The organism is Brachybacterium sp. NPDC056505 (assembly GCF_042794925.1).
Classification (GTDB): domain Bacteria; phylum Actinomycetota; class Actinomycetes; order Actinomycetales; family Dermabacteraceae; genus Brachybacterium; species Brachybacterium kimchii.
Map to the genome: position 1 here is coordinate 68,364 of NZ_JBHTSV010000012.1, position 6,000 is coordinate 74,363.

The following is a 6,000-nucleotide window of genomic DNA, read 5'->3' on the forward strand; positions in this document are numbered from 1 at the left end:
GGGCACGAAGCGCACAGTCGACCACTGCGGTCCGTCCCACGCACCCATCCGTGCGCCGATGCACAGGCATGCATGGACCCGGACCACATGTTTGCCAGACCTTGGCCCGGTCCGACGCGCACGGATGCTGTCCTGTTCATAGATTCTACGGAGCGGCCCGCGGGCCGACCAGAGTTCCCGGCCGGTGCACACGCACCGCGCAGTCGCGCCACAGGCGCAGCACAGCCGGAACCGGCCGATGCGAGCCGGGACCGGCGGACCCGCCCGGCACCGATCGGGACACAGCGGCGACGGGCCGCACAGCCATCAGAAGTCGAGCAGCACAGGGCCAGGACCGCCCGCGAGGAGGACGACCACGTGCCCCAGGGACGACGCCGCATCGGCGCCGTGGGCGCCGCGGTGCTGCTCCCCTGCCTGCTCCTGCCCGCCCAGGCCCAGGCCGCGCAGCTCCCCGCGGTGTGCAGCGCGCTCACCGTGGTGGCGGACCCGGAGGACGTCTCCCCCGGGGACAGCGTGCAGGTCCAGGCCTGCGGGTTCTCCGACTCCACGACCTCGGTCGACGTCAACATCGTGGGAGACCGCACGACCACCACCGGGCCGGTCGCGGTCGAGCCCGACGGCACGGTCCGCACGAGCGTCGCGCTCCCCGACTCCGGCGACGTGCGCATCACGCTCGAGGGCCGCGACAGCAGCGAGTCCGGCTCGGTGCGCGTGCACGTCGGCGGGGACGGCGCGTCGGGGACCGACGACAGCGGGTCCGACGGGTCCGACGGGTCCGGGAGCGGGGCCGATGGAGGCTCCGACGCCGGAGACTCCGGCGACGATGTCGGAAACGGCTCGGGGTCGTCGGACGGCGGCGGCGACGCGGGCGACGGCTCGGAGTCCGGCGGCGGATCCGGCGATGACGGCTCCTCGGGCTCCGGGTCCTCCGGCGCGGACGACTCCGACGATGCCTCCGGCGCGGGCTCGGGTTCCTCGAGCGGCGACGGCTCGACCGACGGGGGCTCAGCCGACGGGGACTCGGGCGCCGCGGACGATGCCGACGGGTCCGACGATGCGTCGTCCGGCGGCTCCGGCACGTCGAACGACTCCGGCGGCTCCGGCGGCGCGACCGGCTCCGGTGGCACGGGCGACAGCGGTTCCGGCGACGACGACTCGGCCTCGCACGATGCCGGCTCGGGTCGAGGTTCGTCCTCCGGTGCGGGTGCCTCGGCCGAGGAGTCCGAGGACGGCGCCGGCTCCGCGGGCCACGACGCCGCGGACGCGGGTGAGGACGGTTCCGGCACTGACCGGGCCGATGGTTCCTCGCACGCCTCCGACCGCGACGACTCGTCGGGCGCAGGACCCGCAGGATCCGATACGGACGAGGACGGGAGCGCCGAGGGTTCCGGAGCGGGCGATTCGACCGATCAGGCGTCAGAGGACTCCTCGGGCCGCAGCACCGATGATGCGCAGGCAGACGCGGAGCGCGGCGGCGATGCCGGCTCTGCGGGCGACCAGGGCGGCGGTGACGGCTCAGGCGGGGACGAAGGCGCCGACGGCGACGGCCGCGCGGCCGACGGACATCCTGTGTCCTCCTCCAGCGGACGTGAAGGCGACGCGGAGGATGCGTCGGCCCGCGCGGCGTCCTCCCGCGACGGTGCCGGGATCGGCCCGGCGCTCGCCGTGAGCGGTGCGGGGCTCGTGCTGCTGGGCGCCGTGGGCGTCGGCGTCGTCCTGCTGCGCCGACGGAGCGCGGCCGCCGACGGTCACGGCCGCCGCGCCCGCCGCTGACCGGGCCCGTCGGCCCGTCGGCTCATCGGCCCATTCGCAGGGCATGACTCAGGGCCCCCGGCACGCCCACCTGCGCGCCGAGAGCCCTGTTCTCCCTCGATCCCCTCGCGGGTCCCTGTCCCCCTCGCTCCCCGTGGTCCCGGGTCTCCCCCGGGAGCCGGGCGTCCCCGTGCTCCGGGTCATCCCGTGTCCCCGGGGCTCCCCCGAGCGCCCGGTGCTCCCCCGAGCACCGGGCGTTCCCCCCGGAAGCGGCCGGGTCCGATCCGACGCGCACACCCGCGCGTCCGCATGGACCCGTGCCTGCCGTCGCCGCTCGCACCCCCTGCGAGCGGGCGACGGACTCCTGTGTGTCCGCTCTTCTCAGGCGGACTGCACGCGCACCAGCACCTCGAGGCCCCCGTGGCCGACATCCTCGAGCACCTCGGCGACCGTCGCCTGCAGGTCCTCGACGACCTGCCGCAGCGGCTCCTGGGTGCGCAGGCCCACCTCGACGACCACCCGGGCCTGCTCCTCCTCGAGGTGCAGGCCGTAGCGGGCGACGGCCTCGGGACGGCGCCGCAGCCGGGCATCGAGCGCCCGCAGCGTGCTCGTCACGCCGGGCTCGAGACCTCCGACGCCCGGCACGGCGAGCACGGCCTGCACGAGGTCGTCGGTGAGGACGCCGGTGCTCCTCCTGCTCGCGCGCTCTCCGGCCCGGCCCGTCGCGTCGGCCGCGCCTGTCGCGGCGGGGGCGTCTTCGCTGATGCGGGTGCTGTCACTGGTCATGGAGGTCCTCGATGTGCACGTCGATGCGGACGGGGTCGATGCCGAGGTCGCGGTGCAGCGCGGCCGCGGCGGCGCCGCGCACGTCCTCGGCCAGTCGCGGGAGGTCGCGCGCACCGGGGCTGCCCAGCTGGACGGAGATCCGCAGCGTCACCGCGCGCGGCATCCCCCTCTCGCCGGATCGACCGCCGTGCGAGCCGGCGTCCTCCTCCTCGTACTCGACGCGGGCGCGCAGGCTGCGCGCGTCCGGCACCGTGTCCACGGCCCGCCGCAGCACCGTGTGCAGGGTGAGCTCGGAGACCGACATCGGGCCGCGCCCCGTGGGCGGGACCACGACCTGCGCTCCCCGGCGCACCTCGGCGCGCACGGACCGCTTGAGCGCTGCGAGCGCCCCGGAGGACACGGACACGCTGGGATCGCCCGACCTCTCCAGGGAAGCCCACTCCTCGTGGGCCGAGCGGATCAGGCTGTCGTAGGCGGCCGACTGCTCGGCGGTCTCGACGGGCAGTTCGTGCTCGACGGGCACGGTCCCATCGGGCGCGGTCCGTCCGGCCGTGCCCTGCGCGTTCTTCTCGTGCTCCTGAGGCGTCTGCATGCTCACCTCCACTCCTCCATCCTCGCGATGATGTGCGCGCGGGCGCGGGCCAGTCGGCCGCGCACGGTGGACTCGGACAGGTCCAGGGCCGACGCGATCTCCGCGTACCCGAGTCCCTCGATCTCGCGCAGCACCCAGCAGGCTCGCTGGCTCTCCTCGAGCCCGTCGAGGAGCTGGCGCAGCGTGCGCATCTGCTCGCCGACGACGACCGCGTCGAACGGGTCGCCGTGGCCGTCGGCGCCCGCACCCGCGGAGCCGGAGCCGACGGCGCCCGTGCTCCCGCCGACGCCCTCCTGTTCGGGGAAGTCCTCGGGGGCCAGCGGATCCGTGCCGCGCCGCGCGCTGCGCCGCACCACGTCCGTCGCCCGCCGCGAGCAGATCTGCAGCAGCCATGAGCGGAATGCCGCCGGCTCCTGCAGCAGGTGCAACCGGCGCCATGCGGTCAGCAGGGTCTCCTGCACGACGTCTTCGGCGTCGGCCCGGTTGCGCAGCGTCGCCGACGCCAGGCGCAGCAGGGACGACTGGTGGCGGTCGATGAGCACCTCGAACGCGTCGACGTCTCCGTCCTGGGCGCGCAGCACGAGCGCGCGCTCGTCCATCCGCTGCTCCGAGGAGGCTCCACTCACCTGCCCCTCCTTCACCGTCCGTGGTCCCGAGGCACCGCTGTCGCTGGACCTCGACCACGGGACGCCTCTGCATTCCACCAGGAGGACGTCGTCGCGACCGGATTCCTCACGCCCCGGTTCGGTGACACGCGTCACAGAGGATGGCGGCCCCGGAGCGGCCCTCGTGGACCGTCAGGGCGAGGGGACGGAGTCGACGGTCCCGCCGTCGAACGGAAGATGGGGGGCTATCGCCGGGAACACCCACTGGAAGAGCACTCCTACGAGGGCCATCGCGAGGACGACGACGAGCACGACGCGAACCCACAACGGCCCGGGCAGGTGTCGGAACAACCAGGAGTACATCGGCAGAACCTCTCGCTTTCGAATCACCATGGACGCCTCGGAAGGCCGGCACTCACGCGCCGCCATCCGCAGGAGCCGCAGACGTCCCGACGAGCTCCTTCGGGATACCGTCCTCGCGCTTGGTCCAGGAGGTCAGTTCGGCGTGGACGATGTATCGCTCGCGGTCCGAATACATCGGATGGCACGCGGTGAGGGTGAGCAGGCGTCGCGAGGGCTCCGCGCTCGGATCATCGGGATCAGGGGCGATCACGCCGACGTCGCTCGGCTCGACGACCTCGGAGGCCGTCACCTTATAGATGTAGAAGGTCTTCTCCGTCTCGACGACGAGCACCGAGCCCTTCCTCAGCGACGCGATGTCGTAGAACGGCCGACCATAGGTGTTCCTGTGCCCGGCCACGGAGAAGTTGCCCACCTCCCCCGGCAGAGCGGTCTGGGGATAGTGCCCGGCTCCCTTCACATTGAGGACGCGTTCACGGTCGACACCTTCGGCCAGGGGAATGCGCTCTCGGGGGAAGTCCGGGACCCATAGCGTTCCCCAGACCACACCGTCCTCCGGCGTATCGATGACAGGAGGATCGCCGGCCTGGGGCGGAGCGATGCGCTGGGTGTCCAGGTCCCCCCACCCCTGGTCGAGCTCGCCGAGGATCTGGTCCTGGCCGCGCTGGGAGACGACGTCGGTCCACCACAGCTGCCAGACCAGGAAAAGAGCGACCAGCGCCGCGAGAGTGAGCATCACCTCCCCGAGGAGCCCCACGGCCTTCGCGCCCCGGGAACGGGTGCGGCTCATGCCAGCCCCTCGTCGTCGCCCTCGCCGCTGGGCGGGACGAAGTAGTCCGCATCCGTGCACGCCTCCGCGAGCTGGTCGAGCGGCCCCTGCAGACCGTCCGAATGCAGGTCGCCGTTCAGGGCGTCCCGCAGGGGGCCGCGCACGTCCTCGAGCGAGTCCCGCACGGCTCCCGGTTCCGCGGCGTCGATCTCCTCTGTCAGCAGCTGGTCGGCCGCGCGCACGTCGTCCATCCTGCCGGCCGGCACAGTCCGCGGTCCCCGGCCGACGACCTTGAAGAGGTTGGAGGTCAGCACGTTCGCATTGGCGAAGACGGTAAGCGTCGACGGCGTGTCCACGATGTCCGCGCATACGAGCGCCGACGGCTTCGTGCCGGCCCGGCCGTCTCCCGCCGCCCAGGTCGCGGCCGCCGAATGCGGGGCGCATGCGGCCGCGAGGCCGCGCCACGACGAGACGAATGCGTCCATGTCGGCATCCTGCCCACGCTGGGGCTGTTCCCGCATCCATGCAGCGAGCGGCTGAGCGGCGTCGCGGGTGCCCGAGTCGGCGTGGGCGAAGCCGGCGTCGATGTCATCGCCCGTCATCGCGTAGAAGGCGGGGTCGTCCGGGCCGTTGGTTGCCGCTGTCGCGGCGCGGTCGAGCACGTCACGGGACAGCGGCGTGGCGTAGGTGGGGTCGCCCCAGAAGGTCGCGCAGGCATCGGCTGAAACGGTGTCAGCGCTCGGAGAGGCCGGCGAGGTGGTTTCGGTTCCTGCGCCTGTGTTCGCGGACTCGTTCGGCGTCCCGGACGGCGCACATCCCGGAGCGAGAAGCACCAGGAGCAATGACGCGAGCACGAGTGCGCCGCGCGCTGGACTGTGGGCAGGGCGGTGGCTCGGCGCCCTCACGCTCGGACTCCGGGCTCCGCCGGGGCCGAAGCAGGCTCGACCTCCTCCATCTCGTCGCCCCCGCCCGTCGCGGTAGTTCTGGAGCGGCGATACTGGAAGCGTGTGACAAGGGATTCCGTGAGCCTGTTGCCCAGGAGTGAATCGCCCCGGGTCTGGTGGAGGCTCTGAATCCACGGGAGGATGAGGAGCATGGCAGCACCGAGGAAGTACCCGGACGAGCTTCGGGAGAGG

Annotated in this window: 7 protein-coding genes; 1 reads left to right on the top strand and 6 read right to left on the bottom strand. The window is 73.1% G+C overall.

Going from position 1 to position 6,000, the window contains the following annotated elements:
* Nucleotides 1–357 precede the first annotated feature (357 nt).
* The gene (locus ACFQ53_RS09060) at nucleotides 358–1,773 is read left to right on the top strand and encodes a hypothetical protein (RefSeq protein ID WP_377858424.1); all 1,416 of its coding nucleotides are present in this window, start codon (nucleotides 358–360) and stop codon (nucleotides 1,771–1,773) included.
* A 360-nt stretch (nucleotides 1,774–2,133) separates the two neighbouring features.
* Here ACFQ53_RS09060 and ACFQ53_RS09065 read toward each other — a convergent pair whose 3' ends face one another.
* The 6 genes from ACFQ53_RS09065 to ACFQ53_RS09090 form a co-directional block, all read right to left on the bottom strand.
* On the bottom strand, nucleotides 2,134–2,538 hold the full coding sequence (locus ACFQ53_RS09065) for a hypothetical protein (protein WP_377858427.1): 405 nt from the start codon (nucleotides 2,536–2,538) through the stop codon (nucleotides 2,134–2,136).
* Complete coding sequence (locus tag ACFQ53_RS09070) at nucleotides 2,528–3,136, bottom strand: hypothetical protein (RefSeq protein WP_377858430.1); 609 nt, start codon at nucleotides 3,134–3,136, stop codon at nucleotides 2,528–2,530. Before ACFQ53_RS09070 ends, ACFQ53_RS09065 begins: the two co-directional genes overlap by 11 nt.
* On the bottom strand, nucleotides 3,133–3,756 hold the full coding sequence (locus ACFQ53_RS09075; protein WP_377858433.1) for an RNA polymerase sigma factor: 624 nt from the start codon (nucleotides 3,754–3,756) through the stop codon (nucleotides 3,133–3,135). Before ACFQ53_RS09075 ends, ACFQ53_RS09070 begins: the two co-directional genes overlap by 4 nt.
* A 171-nt stretch (nucleotides 3,757–3,927) precedes the next feature.
* Entirely contained in the window at nucleotides 3,928–4,098 is a 171-nt protein-coding gene (locus ACFQ53_RS09080; protein WP_377858436.1) for a hypothetical protein, read from the bottom strand.
* Between the two features lie 52 nt (nucleotides 4,099–4,150).
* Nucleotides 4,151–4,885, bottom strand: coding sequence for a class E sortase (locus tag ACFQ53_RS09085; RefSeq protein ID WP_377858439.1), 735 nt, complete (start codon nucleotides 4,883–4,885; stop codon nucleotides 4,151–4,153).
* The gene (locus ACFQ53_RS09090) at nucleotides 4,882–5,349 is read right to left on the bottom strand and encodes a hypothetical protein (RefSeq protein ID WP_377858442.1); all 468 of its coding nucleotides are present in this window, start codon (nucleotides 5,347–5,349) and stop codon (nucleotides 4,882–4,884) included. The genes ACFQ53_RS09085 and ACFQ53_RS09090 overlap by 4 nt, the downstream gene beginning before the upstream one ends.
* Between the last annotated feature and the right edge of the window lie 651 nt (nucleotides 5,350–6,000).

Bases quoted from the DNA above. Each gene is read 5' to 3' on its own strand.
- ACFQ53_RS09065 (WP_377858427.1), bottom strand. From the start codon at position 2,538: ATGACCAGTGACAGCACCCGCATCAGCGAAGACGCCCCCGCCGCGACA.
- ACFQ53_RS09080 (WP_377858436.1), bottom strand. From the start codon at position 4,098: ATGTACTCCTGGTTGTTCCGACACCTGCCCGGGCCGTTGTGGGTTCGC.
- ACFQ53_RS09085 (WP_377858439.1), bottom strand. From the start codon at position 4,885: ATGAGCCGCACCCGTTCCCGGGGCGCGAAGGCCGTGGGGCTCCTCGGG.
- ACFQ53_RS09090 (WP_377858442.1), bottom strand. From the start codon at position 5,349: ATGGACGCATTCGTCTCGTCGTGGCGCGGCCTCGCGGCCGCATGCGCC.